The organism is Pseudomonas sp. GW821-FHT11G12, from assembly GCF_058808055.1.
In genome coordinates this window covers 386,330-405,523 of record NZ_JBXARH010000002.1, presented here as the reverse complement: position 1 = coordinate 405,523, position 19,194 = coordinate 386,330, and the positions used below count along the sequence as shown (strand labels likewise).

The window sequence follows — 19,194 nt, the reverse complement described above, 5'->3', positions numbered from 1 at the left end:
TCTCAAGCCGCCACTCGGCGCTTTTCAGCCACCCAACTGCGGCCATACAGCACGATGATCGCCGCAATCGCCACAGCCTGAGCCGTCAGCGAGTAGGCGTCGGCATGAATCCCCAGCCATTCGAAATCGAAGAACGCCACCGGACGCGTGCCGAAGATCCCGGCTTCCTGCAACGCCTTCACACCATGACCGGCAAACACCACCGACAGCGCGCAGAGCAGCGCCGCGTTGATGCTGAAAAACAGTGCCAGCGGCAGTTTCGCCGAGCCGCGCAGGATCACCCACGCCAGACCGAACAGCAGCACCAGCGCCGTCGCCCCACCCGCCAACACCGCGTTGTGCCCGGCAGGCCCCGCCTGCAACCACAGGGTTTCGTAGAACAGGATCACCTCGAACAGCTCGCGGTACACCGAGAAGAACGCGAGGATGGCGAAGCCGAATCGACCACCGCCACCGACCAGGCTCTGCTTGATGTAGTCCTGCCAGGCCGCTGCGTGGCGACGGTCGTGCATCCACACCCCGAGCCACAGCACCATGACACTGGCGAACAGCGCGGTGGCGCCTTCCAGCAGTTCGCGCTGGGAGCCGCTGACATCGATCACATACGCCGCCAGCGCCCAGGTGCCGAGACCGGCCAACAGCGCCAGGCCCCAGCCGACGTTGACGCTGCGCACCGCCGATTGCTGGCCGGTATTGCGCAGGAACGCGAGGATCGCCGCCAGCACCAGAATCGCTTCCAGCCCTTCACGCAACAGAATCAGCAGCCCGGAGATGTAACTCAGCGACCAGCTCAGTCCGTCGCTGCCCAGCAGGCCGGCGGATTCCTTGAGTTTGGCCTTGGCCGCGTCGAGGCGCTGCTCGGCCTGCTCGACCGACAAGCCATCCTGCAGCGATTGCCGGTAGGCCATCAGGGATTTTTCGGTGTCCTTGCGCACGTTGGCGTCGACGTTATCCAGCGAGCTTTCGACCAGTTCGAAGCCTTCCAGATACGCGGCAACGGACAAGTCATAAGCCTGATCACGCTCGCCGGCGCGGTAAGCGGCAAGGCTCTTGTCCAGCGTCGCGGCGGTGTAGTCGAGCAACTGCGCCGGGCCTCGCTTTACCTGCGGCGGTTGCGCCCGTTGTGCGCGGAAGGTCGCGGCCGCGGCCGGGCCTTCGGCGGCCTGCACTTCGGCCGGTGTCTGACGGGCGAGGTCGGCGATGTTGTAAGTCTTGTCGGTTTTGGCCGTGGCCGGATCGGCGCTGAACTGAGCGATATAGGTCGCCAGATCCCAGCGCTGACGATCGTCCAGTTGATCGGCGAAGGCCGGCATGTCGGTGCCTTCGACGCCCTGGCCGAGGGTGTTGTAGATCGCGTACAGGCTCAGGTGATCCAGGCGCGCCGCATCACGCAGGTTGGCCGGCGCGGGCTCCATGCCGACACCCGCAGGGCCATCGCCGGCACCGTTGGTGCCATGACACACCGAGCAGTGCTGGGTATAGAGCGGCGCGCCACGGGTCGGATCCGGGGTGATGATCGGGGCCTGGCTGACTTCATAGGCCACCGCCAGTTTCGCCCCCAGTTGCCGGGCCTGACGGGCGACGTCCGTGCCGTCCTGCTTGGCGGTGATGGCGGCGAGCAGAGCGTCGATGCCTTGCTCCAGACCAGCCTTCTCCGGTTTGGCCGGCATGCCGGCAATCAAGCCTTGCAGCGCGCGGGTGAACTCCAGTTGTTCACGGTATTCGGCATCGTCGATGACCTTGCCCGCCTCTACCGTTGGCGGGTAATCGGCGCTGATGTAATCGAGCAGGTGCAGCGCTTGCGGCGCGCCTTCCACGGTTTCGGCCAGCAGATTGAAGCTGCTCAGGGCAAACAACGGGAACACCAGCCAGGCCAGGAATCGGGACGAGGCAGTCATGAAGGGGTCTCAATTGGAAATGCGAAGTAACACATTGTTCACGTCGCGGAAGCCTGACTCAAGCTTTCTCTACAATCTCCGGCACATAGCCATCGCCCGCCCCTATAATCCGACACCTCCCGCCTCACTGTTCAAGGACGAGCTGCACTCCATGCGCCAATGCCTGCTGTTCCCGGTGTTAATCGGCACGATCCTGCAACTGAGCGGGTGCGCCGCCTACCGCAATTACGATCTGGAGATGCAACAGACCAATGCCCAGTTGATGCGCGGCGACTTTCAGGGCGCGCTGGATCTGCTGGAATGGCACAACCCCTGGAAAGACAAGGATCTGCTCTATTACTTCGAAAAGGGCTCGATACTCAGCTTCGCCAACGCCTTGCCGCAGAGTCAGACGGCCTGGCGCAGCGCCGACCGCATGGTGTTTCAACGTGAAGAGGTCGTGCCTTCTGCGCCCATGAAGCTGCTCAATCAGTTCTCCTATGAAATGGGCACCATGCTGGTCAACGACAAGTTGAGCCGCTACGACGGCTACGACTACGAAAAGGTCATGCTGACCACGCAGATGGCCCTCAACCAACTGGCCGTCGGCGATTTCGACGGCGCCCGGGCCGACATCAAGAAAACCCATGAGCGCGAAACACTGATTGCCCGTCAACGGGAACGTCAGTACGAGGAACTCGAGGAACAGGCCAAGACTCAAGGCATCTCCGTGCAATACAAGGATCTGCAGGGCTATCCGGTCCAGACCCTGAATGCGCCGGCGGTGATTGAACTGAAAAACGGCTACCAGAGTGCCTTCAGCCATTACCTGGCCGGCTTCACCTATGAAGCACTGGGCGAGCGGGGTCTGGCGGCTCCGGGCTATCGCCAGGCAATCGAGTTGCGCCCGAATACACCGTTCCTCGAACAGGCGCTGCGCAACCTCGACAAGCCACCGGCCAACAATGATGAAAGCGACGTGCTGATCGTCGTCCAGAGCGGTCTGGCCCCGGCTCGCAGTTCCGTCAGCGTGCCGATCCCGGTGCGGCTCAATGAAAACCTGGTCATTACCGCGCCGATCTCCTTTCCCATCCTGGTGCCGGACACTGTCACACCGGCGTTCGACCACATCATGGTGGATGGCCGCAAACGGCCGCTGACCGCGATCAACAGCGTCACCGACATGGCATTTCGCACGTTGCGCGACGATATGCCGGCGATCATTTCCCGGGCGATGTTCCGCGCCAACATGGCGGCCATTTCTCAGGCCCATGAAAATGAACGCAACCCGGCCAAGGCCTCGCTGGTCGTCACTGAGCACGACCCCTTTGAAGAAGCGGATACGCGAACCTGGCGCACCCTGCCAGACAAGACACTGGTGGCACGGCTGCGGCTGAAAAAGGGCAATCATCAGTTCGGCGCCCCCAATGTGCCGGGTGCGGCACCGGTCACCCTGCGGATCGACCGCGACCATCAATTGGTCAACTTGAGACTTTTGAGCGATATCGGCAATGCGATCGGCAATGCCGGGCTACCTGATAAGTAGTGGCACAGAACTAACCGGTGCGATTAAAAAGCTATTACATAGCCAGCATCGGCCGCCTATAATGCCGCGCCCTCGTTATCGCGATGCGGCATTAAAGCTCCTCTGATTATGAGGAATTGGCAGGAGGCCAACGCCACTGCCGATCGGTCCCAGCAGCCCGACCCGCACCCGAGGCTGTCGCTACTCATGGAAGAAGTACCCCATGGCATTCCGCGCTCCCACTCTGATCGCGCTTGGCGCAGTCACCCTGCTGTCCGGCTGTTCGGCGTTTCGCAACTACGATTCCGAACTGGCCCAGACCAACCAGCAACTGGCCACCGGCAACGTCGACGCCGCCCTGACCCTGCTGGAAAAGAACAACACCGGTCCAGACAAGGACCTGCTCTACTACTTCGAAAAAGGCGAACTGCTACGCGCCAAGGGTGATCTGTCCGGCAGCCAGAACGCCTGGACCAGCGCCGACCAGGTAGTGGGCAAGTGGGAAGACTCGGTCAAGCTCGACACCGACAAATACCTGGCCCAGTTCGGCAGCTTCCTGGTCAACGACAAGGTTCGTCGCTACGAAGGCTACGACTACGAAAAAGTCATGCTGACCACGCAGATGGCCCTGAACCTGCTGGCGGTCAACGATTTCGACGGCGCCCGCACCGCGATCAAGAAGACCCACGAACGTGAAGCCGTGATCGCCGACCTGCGCGACAAGGAATACCTCAAGAGCGAAGAGGAAGCCGAGAAAGAAGGCATCAAGACCCAGTACAAGGACCTGCAAGGCTACCCGGTCGCCAGCCTCGACGCCCCGGAAGTGGTCGGTCTGAAGAACAGCTACCAGAGTGCGTTCAGCCACTACCTGGCCGGCTTCGTCTACGAAGCCCTGGACGAAAAAGACCTGGCGGCACCGGGTTATCGCAAGGCGGCCGAGCTGCGCCCGAACACGCCGCTGCTGGAGCAGGCGCTGGTCAACCTGGACAAACCGGTCAAGAGCGATGACAGCGACATCCTGATCGTGGTGCAAAGCGGTCTGGCACCGGCCCGCGACTCGATCCGCGTCCCGCTGCCGCTGCCGATCTCCAACAGCGTGGTGATCACCCCGCTGTCGTTCCCGATCATCAAGCCTGACACCTCGACCGCGCCGTTCGCGCAGATCGGTGTCGACGGCCAGCAACTGAACCTGACCGCCCTCAACAGCACCACTGCCATGTCCCGCCGCGCCCTGCGCGATGACATGCCGGGGATCATCGTACGCACCATGGTGCGCGCGATCACCAAAGGCGTGGCGCAGAAGAAGATCAACGAAACCAACCCGCTGGCGGGCCTGGCGGTCGGTATCTCTTCAGCTGTGCTCGAAGGTGCCGATACCCGTACGTGGCGTACCTTGCCGGACACCACCCAGGTGGTGCGTCTGCGCCTGAAAAAGGGTGAGCATCAGGTTACCCTGCCGAGCGCCGTGGGTGGTTCGGTGGTCAAGATCACCGTCGATCAGCGTTATCAGGTGATCACCCTGCGCGCCGTGGGCAACCAGGTGTTTGCCGCCGGGCTCGCCGCCCACGTGATCCCGAGCGCCAACGCCACTGCTGTGGCCAGCCTCAAACAACCTTAAGAACGGAGTCTTTGCATGCGTTTCAAACTCTTCGCCGTCGCCGCCCTCGCCTTGCTGGCCAGCGGCTGCGCCACCCCGCCACCACCGGAGCCGGGCAGCGCCGCGAGCAAGGTCGTGGCCATGGGCCCGCAGAAACACATCGCGGTCGGTGCCATGCGCGTCGCCCGTGAGAACGGCTTCATGACCGTCAATGTGCAGTTGACCAACACCCTCAACAGCAACAAGACGTTCTACTACCGCTTCGCCTGGCTCGGCGCGGAAGGTTTCCCGATTGCCGAAGAAGAAGTCTGGAAGAGCCAGATGATGTACGGCGCCCAGACCAGCTTCATTCAGGGCATCGCCCCGACACCGAAAGCCGTGGATTTCCGTCTGGAACTCAAGACGCCTTAAGCCCGACACCCTATTCCTGATTCAGAGAGCATTCCCATGTTTGCACGCTTTTCCTTCATCGCCGTCATCGCCCTGCTGGCCAGCGGTTGCGCCAACACTTCGCCGACCCTGGGCAGCAAGAACATCAGCTACGGCGACACCAAGGCCGTTGAAACCGTGACCAACGAGTTCGGTTCGACCGACCTGCAGATGATCGCCGAGTCGATGACCCGTTCCCTCGCCCAGTCCGGCATTCTGCAGGGCCGCCCTGTGGTGCAGGTCTACGACGTGAAGAACAAGACCAGCGAATACATCGACACCCGTGAAATCACCACCAGCATCAAGACTCAGCTGATGAAGTCCGGCGCCGCCCGTTTCGCCAGCGACAACACCGCGATGCAAAGCCAGGTCGACCAGCTCAAGCTGCAAAACCAGAGCGGCCTGTACAAGAAGAACACCGTGGCCAAGACCGGCAACATGATTGCGGCCAAATACCGTCTTGAAGGTTCGATCAGCTCGATCGTCAAGCGCAGCAGCGACTACAAGGACGTCTTCTACAAATTCAGCCTGCAACTGATCGACGTTGAAAGCGGTCTGGCCGAGTGGATGGACGAGAAAGAGATCCGCAAAACCACGGAGCGTTAATTGATGCGCGCATGGATTGGCATGATGGCCCTGGCTTGCGCGTTCAGCGCGCAAGCGGCCCCGAAAGTCGCGGTAACGGATCTGGCGTACCAGGAACGTGTGGAGCAATACATCCACATCGTTTCGTCGAAGAACAATTACCGCGAGGGCTACTACAGCTCCAGCGGTTCTTCGAGCTACGACGAGTTCGAAGCCAACACCAGTTACATCGAGCAGGCCGAGCTGCGCAAATTCACCGGCGACATCAAGGGTGAAATCCTGCGCACCGGCATGTTCCAGTTGATCCAGGGCACGCCGTACACTGCCTCGTCCAAGGGTGACATCTACGATGTGATCAAGCGGATCAAGGCCGGCAACTTCAAGGGCGCCGACTACGTGCTGTTCGGCACGGTGTCTGACATCGACTTCACCCAGGACATGAACGAGCTGGCGAACACCGACAGCTATTCGGCCGTTCTGGGCCTGACGCTGGTGGCGGATTTCAGCCTGATCAACACCAAGACCTACGAAATCACCTCGGCCTTCACGGCGATGGGTGAAGCGCAGGACACCAAACTGGTGAACCACCGCGACATCAAGATCTCACTCAACCGCCCACGGGTGGTGCGTGATGTCTCGAAAGCGCTGGGCGAAGACGTCGCCGGACAGCTGAGCATGCAACTCGGCGGCAACGGTTACGAGCAACCGCGCGAACCGCAGCAGCGCAACAATCTGCCGCGTGATACGGCGCCGGTGATTCTTCACTGACCGACTGCCGAAAACGAAAAAGGCGACCTGAAAAGGTCGCCTTTTTTATGCCTGTCCGCTTTACGCGGCGGCTTTGCGCAACGTCGCCATGAACGCCGCCGCACCGATGAACAGCCCGGCAAACGTGCGGTTCATGCGCTTCTGCTGGGTCGGTGTACGCAGCAGACGCAGCACCTTCGACGCCAGCCCGGTGTAGCCGGCCATGACGATCAGGTCGACGCAGATCATGGTCACGCCGATCACCACGTACTGGATCAGCAGCGGCGCGTGAGGGTTGATGAACTGCGGCAGCACCGCCAGCATGAACACCAGAGCCTTGGGGTTGCTGATGTTCACCAGGAACCCACGGAACACCAGCGCCATCGGCCGACCGATCGGGCGTACCGCCGCGTCATCGCTCATGTCCATCGGCAGTGCGCGCCATTGCTTGATCGCCAGATAAACCAGGTACGCGACACCGAACCATTTGATCGCATGGAACGCAGTGGCCGAAGCGGTGAGGATGGCGCCGACACCGGCACCGACGATGGCAATCTGCAGGGCCAGACCCAGTTGCAAGCCCAAGGCGTTCCAGTAACCGCGCCAGAAACCGTATTGCAGACCGCTGGACATCGACGCAATCGCGCCGGCACCAGGAGAAAGGCTGATCACCCAGCAGGCGGCAAAAAACGCCAGCCATGTTTGAAGCTCCATCGCACACCTCGACTCAGACTCGTGACAAACGTCCAAGCTAATGCGATTCAGGCTGGATGACTACCGATTTTTTTCAGGATGTTGCGGCTGCCGACCAACGTGGCCGGCGCCCGATCACTTTTCGAAACCGCTGGAAGGAAACACATCCGACCCGCGCCAGCGTCGCACGGAGCGTTGGAAGAACAGGCTGTTGGGCACCTGCACCATGGCGCTGCCGGTGCCGAGTTCTTCGGCTTCGATCAGCGTGGTGTAGAGCAGATTGATCGCCACCACCCGACCTTTGACGCCGGGCTTGTCGGTGGTGTCCACCAGCTCCACCACATCGCCCAGACGAAACGGACCGACGGTGAAGATCAGAATCGCGCAGAGCAGGTTCGACAGCACACTCCACATGGCGAAGAACGCCACCGCCGCGACGGCGACGAAGCCGGACAACGCCGTCCACAGCACCGTGGCGGAGACTCCGAGGCGCTCCAGCACGAAGATCAGCGCGCTGCCCATGATCAGCCAGCGCAAACCACCGCGCAGCGGCATCAGCAGCTGCGGCGGGAATGGATACTTCTCGCCCAGGCGGGTCAGGAATCGGGCGACGACGCGCTGTGCGAAGTAGCCGGCCAGCAGGATCAGCAGAATCTGCACGCCCAGCCAGATCGGCTCGATCCATACCGCTGGCAGCGGCAGCTTGAACGCGTCCATCAGGACAGCGCCTCCAGCTCCGACTGCATGCTTTCCAGGGTTTCCAGCGCTTGCATCCACGCCTCTTCAAGTTCGCCTTCGCGCACTTTCAGCTTGGCCTGTTCGGCCAGCAGGTCGCGCAATTCGTTCTTGCGCGCCGGCTCGTAGATGTCGCTGTCGCCAAGGCTGGCATCGACCTTGGCGAGTTTCTCGTGCAGCTTGCCCAACTCGGCTTCGAGCTTGTCGGCCTCGCGCTTGTGCGGCGCCAGTTGCTGGCGCAACGCGGCAGCAGCCTGACGCTGGGCCTTCTTGTCGGTCTTGTCCGGGTTGACCGGCGTGTTACTGACCGGGGCGTTGCGCTGGCGGTATTCCACCAGCCAGCGGGCGTAGTCTTCGAGGTCGCCATCGAACTCTTCGACCTTGCCGTCCGCGACCAGGTAGAAGTTGTCGGTGGTGCTCTTGAGCAGATGCCGATCGTGGGAAACCACCAGTACCGCTCCGCTGAATTCCTGCAACGCCATGGTCAGCGCCAGGCGCATTTCCAGATCGAGGTGGTTGGTCGGTTCGTCGAGCAGCAACAGGTTCGGCCGCTCCCAGGCGATCAACGCCAGGGCCAGACGGGCCTTTTCACCACCGGAGAAATTCAGCACCGGCTCGTCGAGACGCGCACCACGGAAGTCGAAACCACCGAGGAAATCACGCAACGTCTGCTCGCGCTCGGTCGGTGCCAAGCGCTGCAAGTGCAGCAACGGGCTGGCCTTGGCGTCCAGCGAGTCGAGCTGATGCTGGGCGAAGTAGCCGACCACGGTGTTTTCGCCACGGGTCAGGCGCCCGGCCAGCGGTTCGAGCTCGCCGGCGAGGTTCTTGATCAGGGTCGACTTGCCCGCGCCGTTGGGGCCGAGCAAGCCGATCCGCGCGCCGGGGGTCAGTTGCAGCTTGACCTTCTCCAGCACGGTTCTGTCGCCGTAGCCCAGGTTGGCATCAGACAGGTCGATCAGCGTGCTGGAAATCTTGGTCGATTCACGGAACACGAAGTCGAACGGCGAATCGACGTGGGCCGCCGACAGCTCTTCCATCCGCTCCAGCGCCTTGATCCGGCTCTGGGCCTGACGGGCCTTGGTGGCCTGGGCCTTGAAGCGGGCGATGTAGCTTTCCATGTGCGCACGTTGCGCCTGCTGCTTCTCGTAGGCCTGTTGCTGCTGGGCCAGACGTTCGGCACGGGCGCGTTCGAACGCGGTGTAGCCGCCGCGGTAGAGGGTCAGCTTGCGCTGATCGACGTGGGCCACATGATCGACGACTTCATCGAGGAAATCCCGGTCGTGGGAGATCAGCAATAACGTGCCGGGGTAACTTTTCAGCCACTCTTCGAGCCAGATGATGGCATCGAGGTCCAAGTGGTTGGTCGGTTCGTCGAGCAGCAGCAGGTCCGATGGGCACATCAAAGCCTGCGCAAGGTTCAGACGCATCCGCCAGCCACCGGAGAAATCTCCTACCTGACGATCCATCTGCTCATTGGTGAAACCGAGACCGGCCAGCAACTTGCGCGCACGCGCATCGGCGGTATAGCCGTCGGCGCTGTCGAGTTCGATGTGCAGGCGGGCCAGGGCGGTGCCGTCGTGAGCCTCTTCGGCTGCCGCGAGCTCACGCTGCACTTTGCGCAGACGCAGGTCGCCGTCGAGCACATAGTCGACCGCCAGGCGCTCAAGGGTGTCGACCTCCTGGCGCATGTGGGCGATACGCCAGTCGGCCGGCAGCAGGCAATCGCCCGAGTCCGGGTGCAACTCACCGCGCAGCAAGGCGAACAGGCTGGATTTGCCGGCGCCGTTGGCACCGATGAGACCGGCTTTGTGGCCGGCGTGCAGGGTCAGCTCGGCGTCTTCTAGCAGACGTTGCGGGCCACGCTGTAAAGTCAGGTTCTGAAGTCGGATCATAATGGCGGCGGAGTCTACCAGCTTCGCTCACAACTGGCGCGAGTAGCACGATGTCCTCTGACCTGTGGAGCTTTGCCCTTGCCGTCTATGCCCGTCCCGGCGTAGAGGATGCCTGCCTGCGCCTGCAATCGGCGGGGGCCAATGTGTGCCTGATGCTGTGCGGTTTGTGGCTGGAACAGCGAGATGCGACCTGCGACGAGATGCGCGCGAAACAGCTTCAAGAGCTGACCATCCCTTGGGACAAAGAGGTGATTCAACCGCTGCGAGCGATGCGCATGCAGTGGAAAACGCTGACTGACACGGATCCGGTGCTCAAGGGTATGCGCGAGCAGATCAAGGGGCTGGAACTGGAGGCGGAGCGCGCTTTGCTGTCGCGACTTGAAGGCACGGCGCAGGGCTGGAGGCGCAATTCGAAGGAATCGAGTGACTGGCTGGAGGCTCTGGCCGGCAGTGCGGCCAACCTGAACCGCGACGCGCTGCAAGTGCTGCGCGTCGCGGCGACCGGTGCTTAGGAAGCGCTGGTCGGGTTGCTGGCGACGCTCGACACCGGTGCCGACGATGGCGCGGTGGTGGTCGAGGTAGTGGCGGCGGATGCAGGTGCTGCGGTCGATGCCGGGGTTGCCGGCGCGGCTGGCTTGGCAGCAGGTGCAGTAGCCGGTTTCGCTGCAGCTGGCTTGGCAGCGGCAGGTTTTTTCACGGCAGGTTTTGCGGCGGGTTTCGCTGCTGGCTTGGCGGCAGCCGTTGCTGGTTTAGCGGTAGCTGCTGGCTTGGCCGCAGTAGTTGCAGGCTTGGCGGCGGTGGCCGGTTTTGCAGCAGGTTTAGCCACGGCTTTTACCGCAGGCTTGGCGGCTGGTTTCGCTGCAGGTTTAGCGGCAACCGGTTTGGCCGCGGTTTTGGTTGCTGGCTTGGCAGCAGCCGTTCTGGCCGCAGGTTTTGCTGCCGGTTTAGCGGCGGTTTTGGCGGCTGGTTTTGCAGCCGGTTTGGCAACTGCGGTTTTCGCCGGAGCAGCTTTTGCAGCAGCGGTTCTCGCGGCAGGCTTGGCAGCTGGTTTGGCAGCGGCTGGTTTGGCAGCAGCCGGCTTGGCGGCAGCAGGTTTTGCCGCGACGGTTTTAGCCGCAGGTTTTGCAGCGCTGGCGGCTGCGGGTTTCTTCGCTGCAGGTTTTGCGGCGGCTTTCACTGGCGCTTTTGCCGGGGCTTTGGCAGGTGCCTTGGCCGGGGCTTTTGCAGCAGGTTTGGCGGCCGCTTTTTTCGCAGGCGCCGCTGCCGGCTTGGCCGAACGCAGGGACAACGCCTTGCCGACGGCTTCTTGAACACGACCGACACCCTGGGCCAGTTTCAGGCTTTCCTGGGCATCGCGCTTGAGTTGCAGAATGTAGCTGCGGGTGTCGGACTGACGATCCTTCAGCGCATCCAGCAGGTCTTCGAGTTCCTTCACGGCACCCTTGGCCTTGGTCTGCGCCTTGGCTTTACCGGCTGCGGCTGCGTCCTGCAATTTGGTGCGGGATTTGTGCAGTTTTTCTTGCGCCTTGCCGCGTTGCTTTTCCAGTTTGGCGAGCAGTTTTTCAGCATCAGCCAAGGCTTGGGAGCAAGCGTTTTCCAAATGTTCGAGCAGGCTGCCCGAGAGCTGTTGGAGTAAGTGCAACGGAGTATTTACAGGCTTCTTGGTGGCCGACATGGTTTACCTCCTGGCTGACGTGAGTGCGGCTCATACTAGACCTCTGCTGCTACCGCCGCTAGGGCATGTTGACAGTATCGAATGCACTCGGTTGCAGGCTTGCGAAAAACTTCTGCACATTGCTCAAAGCAGTTCACCGGTGCAGACGTTCGCGCTGGCATAATCCACCGCAATTCAGGACGGAGAGTGCCCATGTCGCGCTACTTTTTTTTATCCCTCTGCATGATCTTTTCGGCGGTTCAGGCCGACGAAAAAAACACCGCGAACGATGCTCATGATCTGGCCTACAGTCTCGGCGCGAGCCTCGGTGAACGGCTGCGTCAAGAAGTGCCGCAGCTACAGATCCAGGCATTGATCGAAGGTCTGCAACAGGCCTATCAAGGCAAGCCGCTGGCCCTGAGCGAGGCACGTATCGAGCAGATCCTGGCCGATCACGAATCGCAGACGGCCGAGCATGCCGCCATGCCGTCGACTGAAGCTGCGATGGAAAACGAGCGACGTTTTCTCACCGCCGAAAAAGCCAAACCGGGAGTGAAAGAGTTGGCCGACGGCATCCTGCTGACAGAGCTGGCGCCGGGGAATGGCACCAAGGCCGGCCCGGATGGAAAAGTACAGGTGCTGTATGTCGGTCGACTGCCGGACGGTACCGTGTTCGATCAGAACACTCAGCCTCAGTGGTTCAATCTCGACAGCGTGATCGCCGGATGGCGCACCGCGCTGCAAAACATGCCGGTGGGTGCGAAGTGGCGATTGGTGATTCCATCGGATCAGGCTTACGGCGCCGACGGTGCCGGCGACTTGATCGCGCCGTTCACACCGCTGGTGTTCGAAGTCGAATTGCGCGGCGCGACCAGTTGATCGCCCAATAAAAAACGGTGCGCTGTTGGCGCACCGTTTTTGTGTCTTGCAGGGTCGGTTCAAGCCTGAACCGAATCCTCTTCCTTGTGGGCGGTATGCAGCACTTCGATCAGGCAGTCTTCCAGTTCGAAGCGCTCGTGGAGCAGCCCACCCAGCTCCTTGAATTTTTCGGCAACGCATTTGCCTTCATCGCAAAGGTCATTGAACGCCAGCAGTTTTTCCGTGATGACATCGATGCGCGGATAAATCGTCTCGGCCAGTTCCAGGCCGCGCTTGTCGTTGAAGGCCTTGGCCTCGCCCGTCAGCTGTTCGTAGATTTCGAAATGCCCGGCCGACACGTAATCGACCAGCACGCCGCAGAATTCCTGCAAGGGCTTTCGATCCACGGAAAGCGACTGAGGCTCTGCGCCCAGCTTGTCGTAAGCAGCGATCAGCTCCTCACGCTCCTGGAGCCAGCGGTCGATCAGCAGATGAACTCCACCCCAACGTTCCTGAGCATTCTGACAACTTTCGAGCATGGCGATCTCTCTTCCCTTGTGGGTCATGCTGCCCTACTCCCGCGCCCCTTCTTGTGGGTATTGCTTTGAGAGGCGGCCAGGCAGAGCGTCATCGAGCAACACAAATCCAATGACACGTGCGGGCCAGATTATGCCCGCACGCCTATGGCTTCAAGGTACGCAGGAGAGAAAGTTCATACAAGTGTTTAATCCCCGAGCAGCGCCCGGTGCGACGCTTCGCCGCTGAGCGGTCGTTGCAGAGCGCTCCAGGCCAGCCGCAGCAACTGGTAAACCGCCAGGATCGACAGCGCGACGAAGAACAGCAGGCTCCACTCCGGAATGCTCAGGTCAAACAATGTCCAGGACAATTGCGCGCAATCCTCGCTGTCGTTGAACATCCGTGCCAGGGCGCAGAGCCAGGGCAGAGAACTGAAAAGCTCTTCCGGGTTGGGTGCGCATTGCGCCAGGTGATGCATCGAATCACTCTGCAGCAGCACCTGCCGCCAGGCCGCCATCGTTCCACCCAGAGCGGCTGACAACGCGCCAGACCAGTAGAGCGACAGACCGAAACGACTTGGCCCATGCACAGCCGCCACGCCACAGCAGGCGGTAAGAATACTCAGGAAAAGCCGTTGCACCAGGCACAGGCTGCAAGGCACCAGGCCGACCGCGTACTCGAGGTAATAGGAAGCTCCCAGCGCCAGTGTTCCCGCCGTGAAAGCCATAAAAAACAGGGAGCGTGAGCAGGTCAACGACATGGGTTATCCGTAACAATAAAGACAGGCAGTTACGGTAGAGGAAAGGGACGCGGCCTTTCAAGGCGGGCCGCTGACGACACTTCACCAGAAGTGTAGGGAAATCCCGACAGGCTTGAGAGGAAAGAATGTAGGCCTCTGTAGGACTTTGCCTCAGAAGCGAATTAGCGGTAACTATTCAGTCGAGAACATGAGCGAGGGAGCGCACTCCCTCGTCCATTCAGGCGTGAGCCTGTACCGGTAAAGGCGCGGCCAGCAGACGCTCATCCAACAACCCCAGACCTTCCTGGAACAGCTGGTTGCTGCGTTCGGTATCGCCGAGTCGGGCCAGCAATCGAGCCAGTTCCGCACAGGCTTCCGGGTTGCGCTGCGTACGCAGGCTGCTTTCCAGGTAGTCCCTCGCCTTGCCCCACAGACTGGCTTGCAGGCACAGTCGACCAAGCGTCAGCAGCAGGCTCGGGTCGGCGGGATGATCCTTGAGCCAGCCCTCGGCCGCTTGCAATTGACGCGTCGGATCACTGCCGCGCACCAGGCCATAGAGGCGCGCCAGGTGACTGTCGTACTTGCGCTTGAGGGCGTTGCGCAGCACCTCTTCCGCTTCGACCTGAGCACCGAGCTGGCGCAGTTGCTCAGCGTAAGCCAGGACCAGCGGAGGCTCCTGACGCTGCGACGAGGTCAGTTGCTGCCAGGCACGATTGAGCGACTGCAGACCCACCGCGCCATCTTCCTCGCGGTGCGCCGCCAGCGACAGGTTCTCACCCCAGGCACGACGCTCCAGCTCGGCCAGTTCGGCAGGAGGCAGGACCTTGTCCTTGCGCAGTTCGGGCAGCATGCGGATCACCGCCGACCAGTCACCACGCTGTTGATGCAGGCGCTGCAACTGACGCAGGGTCTGAACGTTATGCGGATGACGCTCGCGCATCGCCTGCAAGGTCACCAGCGCACCTTCGGTATCGCCACGGTCGGTTTGCAGTTGCGCATGACTCAAGGCGATCGCCAGCTCAGCCTGAGGCTGACGTTCGAGGGCGCGCTCCAGCAGACGATCACTTTCCTCGTAATTGCCTTGCTCGTTGGCGGCACGGGCGGCGCCAAGGTAATACAGCAACGGTTGACGCTCGGCCTCGGCGGCCCGGTAAAGATGGCGCTGGGCACTGGCCCAGCGACCTTCGGCCAGATCCAGTTGACCGTGCTCGATCGCCACCTGTACGCGACGACTGCGGTTGCGGCGCGACCACGGATTGACTACGCCACCCGAAGTCAGCACCAGCTCGACCAGCGCCTTGATGCCCCAGATGAGCAGCCATAACACCGCCACCAGCGCCAGCGTTGCCCACAGACTCGACTCATAGCGGAAGCTTTTGTAGGCAACCAGCACGTAACCGGAATGCTCGGCGATCGCCAGACCGAGCGCCGCCGTCGCAGCAATCACCAGAAACACGATGACATACAGACGCTTCATGGCGTGGCCTCCTGCGCGGTGCTGGCAGCAGGTTTGGCGAAGGGTTTCACCGAGTCTTCAGCGTTGACGTTACGTCGCTCAAGATACGCCTGCACAGCGCTGAGGGTGCCCGCCAGATCCGGGGTGACGACCGTGACCGGTTGCTTGCTCAGCTCCGCCACTTGCTCGAGCATGATTTTGCTCTGCGGGTTGTCCGGGTTGAAATTGCCCTTGAGCACGTCCCGCGCCTCAGCCAATGCCTGGGTGTACACCGGCGCCTGGCCATTGAGGGCGGCCCATTGCGCCTGCTCGAGCGAAAGGCTCAAGGCCAGACGCACCTGGCTCAGGCTCTGACCGGCAAGCAGCGGCCGGACTTTTTTGTCCGCGTTGAAATCGATACGGATGTATCGCGAGATCTGATCCCACCACTGCGACCAGCGACTGGCACCGTCGCCATCGGCAGTCAGACCCAGCAGGGAATCACCGCGATCCTTGTACTCAGGTGCCAGCTCGGTGAGCTCGATGACCTGATCGCGCAACGCACCCAGTCTCAGAAACAGACCGGTACGATCAGGCTGTGCGGTGCTGCGCAGCGCCACCAGGGTTTTCGCCACTTGCTCGCGCGCGGCAAACGAACCCGGGTCGTTCTGCTCGCGCAGGATTTCATCGGCGCCCTGCACCAGCGCCTGAGCGCTGCTGATGTCCTGCAGGGCCGAAAGACGCAGGCTGGCCAGACGCAGCAAATGCTCGGCCTCGGCCAGGCGCCAGTCCTTGCGGCTGGCACCGAGAACCGTTTCCAGACGTTGATTGAGGCGCTGCTGATCACCTTGAAGCTGCGTCACCAGACGCTGGCGGTCGGCGAGTTCGTCGGCGCCCGGCAACTGCCCGAGGCGCTCGGTCAGACGCTGGTCGTTGAGTTTCAGGGTCTGGGCCTGGTCACTCAACGCCTGTACCTGACTCAATTGCTCCTGAGTGTTGGCTTGCAGGTGTCGCACCTGCCAGACACCCCAGCCACCCACTGCGATACCGGCAGCGCCGAGCAGCAGCGCGACAATGGCCAATCCGTTGCCTCGGCGCGGTTCAGCGGCCGGTGGCGGTACTTCAACCGGTGCATCGATCACAGGTTGAACGTCATCTTTAGGCAAGGCTGTTTCGCTCACGTATCCATCCTTTGCATTAGAGAACGGGCACGGGATGCTCCCGTAACGCCGTCAGCAAGGCCGCGGCACTGGCGCCGCGACAATCCACAACTGTTCGGGCCCCGGCGGCACGTGCCTGCTCGGCGACCCTTGGGCTTGGAACAAACAACGGCATCTGCGCAAGCACTGACCAAGTGTCGCCGGCCAATTGGCGCAGGTGCTCAAAACCCTGTCCACTGCTGACCACCAGCCCGTTCAGGCGTTCCGCCTCAATCCGTCGGGGCAGTTCCCGCGGCGGATAGTCCGGCAGGTCACGGCGGTACAGTTCCAGATACTCGACACTAGCACCAAGCGCGCGCAGGCGCTCGGCCAGCAGCTCGCGACCGCCCTCTCCGCGCAGGATCAACACCGGCGCGCCGGGCTGTGCGACGGCGTCGAGCAGACGCGGCAATTGCAGCAAGGCTTCGCTGTCATCACCCTCGTCCGGGCAGTGCGCATCCAGGCCCCGATCCCGAAGAATCTGCGCCGTCGCCGCGCCAACGCTGAACCAGGGCATGGCCGGCAGCGACGCCTCATCGGTATCAATCCATTGCACGGCGATACGCGCCGCCGGTTTGCTGACCACGATCACCGCGCTGTAGCGCGACAACCGGGCAAACGTCTGGCGAATTGTGTCAGAGACCGGCAGCGGCGCGATTTCCAAAAGCGGCAGGCAGCTGCTGAAAATCCCCTGTCCGGCCAGCACCTCGGCCAGCGCCTCGCAATCGTCAACGGGGCGCGTCAGCAGCAGGCGCCAGGCCGTCACTCGTGACCTGCCTCGCCGTAGACAGCCTTGAGAATGTCGGCGGCACCCTGGCGGAGCAAATCTTCAGCGACTTGCACGCCCAGCGTTTCAGCGGCAGCGCGCGGTGCGCGGGCTTCAGCGCTGAGCAGCTTGCCGCCGCTCGGCTCGCCGACCAGACCACGCAGCCACAACTGCTCGCCTTCAAGCACGGCGTAGCAGGCGATCGGCACCTGGCAGCCGCCATTCAAGTGTTTGTTGAGGGCACGTTCGGCGCTGACACGGTCAGCCGTATCGGCGTGATGCAAAGGCGCGAGCAAGGCATGGATTTCGGTATCGGCACTGCGGCATTCGATACCGACGGCGCCCTGGCCACCGGCCGGCAGGCTGTCATCGACGCTGATCGCCGAGGTGATGCGATCTTCGAAACCGAGACGAATCAGGCCGGCCGCCGCGAGAATGATCGCGTCGTACTCGCCGGCATCGAGCTTGGCCAGGCGGGTATTGACGTTACCGCGCAGGAAACGGATTTCCAGGTCGGGACGGCGGGTCAGCAACTGCGCCTGACGACGCAGGCTGGAGGTGCCCACGATGCTGCCGGCAGGCAATGCATCGAGGCTGGAATAGTTATTGGAGACAAAGGCGTCACGCGGGTCTTCGCGCTCGCAGATGCAGAACAGTCCGAGGCCTTCGGGGAAGTCCATCGGCACGTCTTTCATCGAATGGACGGCGATGTCGGCTTCGTTTTCCAGCAGCGCGGTTTCCAGTTCCTTGACGAACAGACCCTTGCCGCCGATTTTCGACAGTGGGGAATCGAGCAGCTTGTCGCCGCGACTGACCATGGGCACCAGTGTCACCAGCAGTCCCGGGTGGGCTGCTTCCAGACGGGCTTTGACGTATTCGGCCTGCCAGAGGGCCAGTGCACTTTTGCGGGTGGCGATGCGGATTTCGCGAGAGGACATGGATCAATCCGTACTGAATAGATACGGCGGATAATAACAGCTCAGCCAAATCCACTTTGACCTGAATCAGAAACGGCGTGGCCTCCCTGGCCGGCAATGCCTGGTGAAAAGAGTTGAGAGCCGCCCGACGCCTGCGGACTAAAGCCCTTGCATCATTTTGCGCACGCCCGCCACATGCCGGCGACTGACGATCAGCGCGTCACCGTTCAGCCCCTTGAGGAACAACTGGAAGTGGCCCAACGGCGTACGTTGTAGTCGCTCGATGCGGTCTCGAGCCACCAGCGCGTTGCGATGGATGCGCACGAAGCGCTCGCCAAATTCGTCTTCCAGAGCCTTGAGGGGCTCGTCCAGCAGGACTTCACCGGTTTCATGGCGCAAGGTCACGTATTTGTGGTCGGCAATGAAGTACACCACCTGATCCAGCGGGATCAGCTCGATGCCTTTGCGGGTTCTCGCGCTGATGTGGCTGCGCGGGCCGGTGCCGCTTTCGGCGGCGGGACGAGTCAGGGCCGAAAGCTGAGCCCGATTCGGACGTTCAGCCCTTTTCAGGGCTTCCTGCAGATGTTCGGTTCGCACGGGTTTCACCACATGGCCCACGGCACTGGCCTGCAGGGCCTCCAAGGCAAATTCATCGATACCGGAGCAAAACACCACGGCGGGCGGGGTTTCGCGTTCGCACAGGCGGGCAGCCACTTGCAGGCCATCGAGGCCTGGCATGCGGATATCGAGCAGCACGATATCCGGCTTGTGGCTGTCGATCAGTGCCAACGCCTCTTCGCCATTGGTGGCGCTGGGCTCCAGGACTGTGTAGCCCTCGAGCTCGCTCACCATTCGGGCGAGGCGCTCGCGGGCCAGTGGTTCGTCATCAACGATCAGGACATTCATATTGCGCTGGATTCCTGCGTGAGTCTCGCACAAGGATAGCGTAGACAAGTGGAGTGACGTCCGTCACCGCGATCCACGCTAAGACTAGCGCGAGCGGCAAAAAGTGCCGTACGTCGGCCGGCAA

19 protein-coding genes are annotated in these 19,194 nt (G+C 61.9%); 7 read left to right on the top strand and 12 right to left on the bottom strand.

All coding sequences use genetic code 11. From position 1 onward, the window contains the following. Window positions 1–2 precede the first annotated feature (2 nt). On the bottom strand, window positions 3–1,898 hold the full coding sequence (locus AC1RR7_RS09575; RefSeq protein WP_493157223.1) for an FTR1 family protein: 1,896 nt from the start codon (window positions 1,896–1,898) through the stop codon (window positions 3–5). A gap of 151 nt (window positions 1,899–2,049) precedes the next feature. Between AC1RR7_RS09575 and AC1RR7_RS09570 the strand changes: the two genes are divergently transcribed. From AC1RR7_RS09570 to AC1RR7_RS09550, 5 genes are all read left to right on the top strand, one after another. After that, entirely contained in the window at window positions 2,050–3,423 is a 1,374-nt protein-coding gene (locus AC1RR7_RS09570; protein ID WP_493157221.1) for a COG3014 family protein, read from the top strand. Between the two features lie 202 nt (window positions 3,424–3,625). After that, a complete protein-coding gene (locus tag AC1RR7_RS09565) occupies window positions 3,626–5,020 on the top strand; it encodes a COG3014 family protein (RefSeq protein WP_102619623.1) in 1,395 nt (464 codons plus the stop codon). 15 nt (window positions 5,021–5,035) lie between these two features. Then, window positions 5,036–5,410 carry a YcfL family putative periplasmic lipoprotein gene (locus AC1RR7_RS09560; RefSeq protein ID WP_096817374.1) on the top strand — a complete coding sequence of 125 codons (375 nt, stop codon included), beginning with the start codon at window positions 5,036–5,038 and terminating at the stop codon, window positions 5,408–5,410. A 36-nt stretch (window positions 5,411–5,446) separates the two neighbouring features. Further along, complete coding sequence (gene lpoB, locus AC1RR7_RS09555; RefSeq protein ID WP_096817372.1) at window positions 5,447–6,034, top strand: penicillin-binding protein activator LpoB; 588 nt, start codon at window positions 5,447–5,449, stop codon at window positions 6,032–6,034. A 3-nt stretch (window positions 6,035–6,037) separates the two neighbouring features. After that, window positions 6,038–6,781 (top strand): penicillin-binding protein activator LpoB, encoded by a 744-nt coding sequence (locus AC1RR7_RS09550; RefSeq protein ID WP_096817370.1) that lies wholly within the window; start codon window positions 6,038–6,040, stop codon window positions 6,779–6,781. Window positions 6,782–6,841: 60 nt separating this feature from the next. Here AC1RR7_RS09550 and AC1RR7_RS09545 read toward each other — a convergent pair whose 3' ends face one another. The 3 genes from AC1RR7_RS09545 to AC1RR7_RS09535 all read right to left on the bottom strand — a co-directional run bounded on the left by AC1RR7_RS09545 (window position 6,842) and on the right by AC1RR7_RS09535 (window position 10,080). Further along, entirely contained in the window at window positions 6,842–7,474 is a 633-nt protein-coding gene (locus tag AC1RR7_RS09545; protein ID WP_085708946.1) for a LysE family transporter, read from the bottom strand. Window positions 7,475–7,588: 114 nt separating this feature from the next. Continuing rightward, the gene (locus tag AC1RR7_RS09540) at window positions 7,589–8,170 is read right to left on the bottom strand and encodes a mechanosensitive ion channel family protein (protein ID WP_096817368.1); all 582 of its coding nucleotides are present in this window, start codon (window positions 8,168–8,170) and stop codon (window positions 7,589–7,591) included. Then, on the bottom strand, window positions 8,170–10,080 hold the full coding sequence (locus AC1RR7_RS09535) for an ATP-binding cassette domain-containing protein (protein WP_096817366.1): 1,911 nt from the start codon (window positions 10,078–10,080) through the stop codon (window positions 8,170–8,172). The genes AC1RR7_RS09540 and AC1RR7_RS09535 overlap by 1 nt, the downstream gene beginning before the upstream one ends. Window positions 10,081–10,130: 50 nt before the next feature. Here AC1RR7_RS09535 and AC1RR7_RS09530 point away from each other — a divergent pair, with 50 nt between their 5' ends. Then, window positions 10,131–10,592 (top strand): TIGR02444 family protein, encoded by a 462-nt coding sequence (locus AC1RR7_RS09530; protein WP_493157219.1) that lies wholly within the window; start codon window positions 10,131–10,133, stop codon window positions 10,590–10,592. Here AC1RR7_RS09530 and AC1RR7_RS09525 read toward each other — a convergent pair. Next, window positions 10,589–11,755, bottom strand: a complete 1,167-nt coding sequence (locus AC1RR7_RS09525) for an AlgP family protein (protein ID WP_493157217.1) — start codon at window positions 11,753–11,755, stop codon at window positions 10,589–10,591. The genes AC1RR7_RS09530 and AC1RR7_RS09525 overlap by 4 nt on opposite strands. A 192-nt stretch (window positions 11,756–11,947) precedes the next feature. Between AC1RR7_RS09525 and AC1RR7_RS09520 the strand changes: the two genes are divergently transcribed. Next, entirely contained in the window at window positions 11,948–12,613 is a 666-nt protein-coding gene (locus tag AC1RR7_RS09520) for an FKBP-type peptidyl-prolyl cis-trans isomerase (protein WP_096817361.1), read from the top strand. Window positions 12,614–12,672: 59 nt separating this feature from the next. Here AC1RR7_RS09520 and rsd read toward each other — a convergent pair whose 3' ends face one another. The 7 genes from rsd to AC1RR7_RS09485 form a co-directional block, all read right to left on the bottom strand. Further along, the gene (gene rsd, locus AC1RR7_RS09515) at window positions 12,673–13,131 is read right to left on the bottom strand and encodes a sigma D regulator (RefSeq protein ID WP_085731442.1); all 459 of its coding nucleotides are present in this window, start codon (window positions 13,129–13,131) and stop codon (window positions 12,673–12,675) included. Window positions 13,132–13,316: 185 nt separating this feature from the next. Further along, a complete protein-coding gene (locus AC1RR7_RS09510; RefSeq protein ID WP_493070220.1) occupies window positions 13,317–13,868 on the bottom strand; it encodes a disulfide bond formation protein B in 552 nt (183 codons plus the stop codon). 217 nt (window positions 13,869–14,085) lie between these two features. Continuing rightward, window positions 14,086–15,324 carry a heme biosynthesis protein HemY gene (locus AC1RR7_RS09505; protein ID WP_192559274.1) on the bottom strand — a complete coding sequence of 413 codons (1,239 nt, stop codon included), beginning with the start codon at window positions 15,322–15,324 and terminating at the stop codon, window positions 14,086–14,088. After that, window positions 15,321–16,463, bottom strand: coding sequence for a uroporphyrinogen-III C-methyltransferase (locus tag AC1RR7_RS09500; RefSeq protein WP_096817355.1), 1,143 nt, complete (start codon window positions 16,461–16,463; stop codon window positions 15,321–15,323). The genes AC1RR7_RS09505 and AC1RR7_RS09500 overlap by 4 nt, the downstream gene beginning before the upstream one ends. 16 nt (window positions 16,464–16,479) lie before the next feature. After that, complete coding sequence (locus AC1RR7_RS09495) at window positions 16,480–17,247, bottom strand: uroporphyrinogen-III synthase (protein ID WP_493157215.1); 768 nt, start codon at window positions 17,245–17,247, stop codon at window positions 16,480–16,482. After that, complete coding sequence (hemC, locus tag AC1RR7_RS09490; RefSeq protein WP_096817351.1) at window positions 17,244–18,185, bottom strand: hydroxymethylbilane synthase; 942 nt, start codon at window positions 18,183–18,185, stop codon at window positions 17,244–17,246. Before hemC ends, AC1RR7_RS09495 begins: the two co-directional genes overlap by 4 nt. A gap of 138 nt (window positions 18,186–18,323) precedes the next feature. Continuing rightward, a complete protein-coding gene (locus AC1RR7_RS09485) occupies window positions 18,324–19,070 on the bottom strand; it encodes a LytR/AlgR family response regulator transcription factor (RefSeq protein WP_096817349.1) in 747 nt (248 codons plus the stop codon). Window positions 19,071–19,194: the final 124 nt, after the last annotated feature.

What these genes read in the sequence shown, in the direction of transcription:
- AC1RR7_RS09575 (WP_493157223.1), bottom strand. Translation starts at nt 1,898, where the DNA reads ATGACTGCCTCGTCCCGATTCCTGGCCTGGCTGGTGTTCCCGTTGTTT.
- AC1RR7_RS09570 (WP_493157221.1), top strand. Translation starts at nt 2,050, where the DNA reads ATGCGCCAATGCCTGCTGTTCCCGGTGTTAATCGGCACGATCCTGCAA.
- AC1RR7_RS09565 (WP_102619623.1), top strand. Translation starts at nt 3,626, where the DNA reads ATGGCATTCCGCGCTCCCACTCTGATCGCGCTTGGCGCAGTCACCCTG.
- AC1RR7_RS09560 (WP_096817374.1), top strand. Translation starts at nt 5,036, where the DNA reads ATGCGTTTCAAACTCTTCGCCGTCGCCGCCCTCGCCTTGCTGGCCAGC.
- lpoB (WP_096817372.1), top strand. Translation starts at nt 5,447, where the DNA reads ATGTTTGCACGCTTTTCCTTCATCGCCGTCATCGCCCTGCTGGCCAGC.
- AC1RR7_RS09550 (WP_096817370.1), top strand. Translation starts at nt 6,038, where the DNA reads ATGCGCGCATGGATTGGCATGATGGCCCTGGCTTGCGCGTTCAGCGCG.
- AC1RR7_RS09545 (WP_085708946.1), bottom strand. Translation starts at nt 7,474, where the DNA reads ATGGAGCTTCAAACATGGCTGGCGTTTTTTGCCGCCTGCTGGGTGATC.
- AC1RR7_RS09540 (WP_096817368.1), bottom strand. Translation starts at nt 8,170, where the DNA reads ATGGACGCGTTCAAGCTGCCGCTGCCAGCGGTATGGATCGAGCCGATC.
- AC1RR7_RS09535 (WP_096817366.1), bottom strand. Translation starts at nt 10,080, where the DNA reads ATGATCCGACTTCAGAACCTGACTTTACAGCGTGGCCCGCAACGTCTG.
- AC1RR7_RS09530 (WP_493157219.1), top strand. Translation starts at nt 10,131, where the DNA reads ATGTCCTCTGACCTGTGGAGCTTTGCCCTTGCCGTCTATGCCCGTCCC.
- AC1RR7_RS09525 (WP_493157217.1), bottom strand. Translation starts at nt 11,755, where the DNA reads ATGTCGGCCACCAAGAAGCCTGTAAATACTCCGTTGCACTTACTCCAA.
- AC1RR7_RS09520 (WP_096817361.1), top strand. Translation starts at nt 11,948, where the DNA reads ATGTCGCGCTACTTTTTTTTATCCCTCTGCATGATCTTTTCGGCGGTT.
- rsd (WP_085731442.1), bottom strand. Translation starts at nt 13,131, where the DNA reads ATGCTCGAAAGTTGTCAGAATGCTCAGGAACGTTGGGGTGGAGTTCAT.
- AC1RR7_RS09510 (WP_493070220.1), bottom strand. Translation starts at nt 13,868, where the DNA reads ATGTCGTTGACCTGCTCACGCTCCCTGTTTTTTATGGCTTTCACGGCG.
- AC1RR7_RS09505 (WP_192559274.1), bottom strand. Translation starts at nt 15,324, where the DNA reads ATGAAGCGTCTGTATGTCATCGTGTTTCTGGTGATTGCTGCGACGGCG.
- hemC (WP_096817351.1), bottom strand. Translation starts at nt 18,185, where the DNA reads ATGTCCTCTCGCGAAATCCGCATCGCCACCCGCAAAAGTGCACTGGCC.
- AC1RR7_RS09485 (WP_096817349.1), bottom strand. Translation starts at nt 19,070, where the DNA reads ATGAATGTCCTGATCGTTGATGACGAACCACTGGCCCGCGAGCGCCTC.